Here is a 720-nt window from a genome sequence, read left to right as displayed (position 1 = left end):
AGTTTCAACTTGGATATCACCTTCTATCCAAATATCCATTTGAAAAAAAGAACAGTCTTTGTAATAAACAAAGCAAAGATCATACGAAAAAAAATCTCCTTTCTTTAATCCTTCACCAACCCACCAAATTCCTGGATTATCTTTTATGCCAGCAGTTAAGACCTCAGTTGGAGCATCAGCAAATGAATTTTGCAATGGGATAGATCCTGAAATTAAAATTACAAAAAGAGTTAAAATGACAAATAAAGTATTCAAGTTATATCAATAGTCGTTTTCCTTGTTTAAAGGTTATTCAAATAAGCAGATATAGAGGTAATAGTAATTTCCTTTTGTAAAAATGTGCGAATGTTCCAATGTTCACTTGTATGAAGTCGAATTCAAGATGGCTGGAATGATTGTAGTTCCTACTCACAAGAATTGTGGTGTAGGACTCAACGAAAAGCAAGCAGAAAAGTTTCAGCAAGACCTTGTGAAAACTTGGGGTTTCGAGCAGGAAGAAGAATAACTGAAATCATAAAAATAAAAGATTAGAACAGTTCCTTATAATTGTGATACTGCTTCTTTGCAGACTTCACATTTACAGGTACAATCGGCACTACAAATGCAAGCACTCTGCATTTCACAATCACATTTGTAAGCAGGATCACCGGTATCTGCTTCGCAGCCACATGCTTGATCTACCATGTCAGGTTGATCATTGGCATAGTTTTAAAAGTTTAG

General features: G+C 34.7%; 1 protein-coding gene. It reads right to left on the bottom strand.

Features of this window, described 5'->3' with window-relative positions; all coding sequences use genetic code 11:
- The coding region (locus V3W49_RS22705; protein WP_500148205.1) for a hypothetical protein at positions 1-255 on the bottom strand (255 nt) is incomplete at its 3' end.
- Positions 256-720 lie beyond the last annotated feature (465 nt).

The sequence above is a fragment of the Rosenbergiella sp. YN46 genome, assembly GCF_036620675.1.
In the GTDB taxonomy this organism is placed as follows: Bacteria; Pseudomonadota; Gammaproteobacteria; order Enterobacterales; family Enterobacteriaceae; genus Jejubacter.
This window is presented reverse-complemented; position numbering and strand designations above follow the sequence as displayed.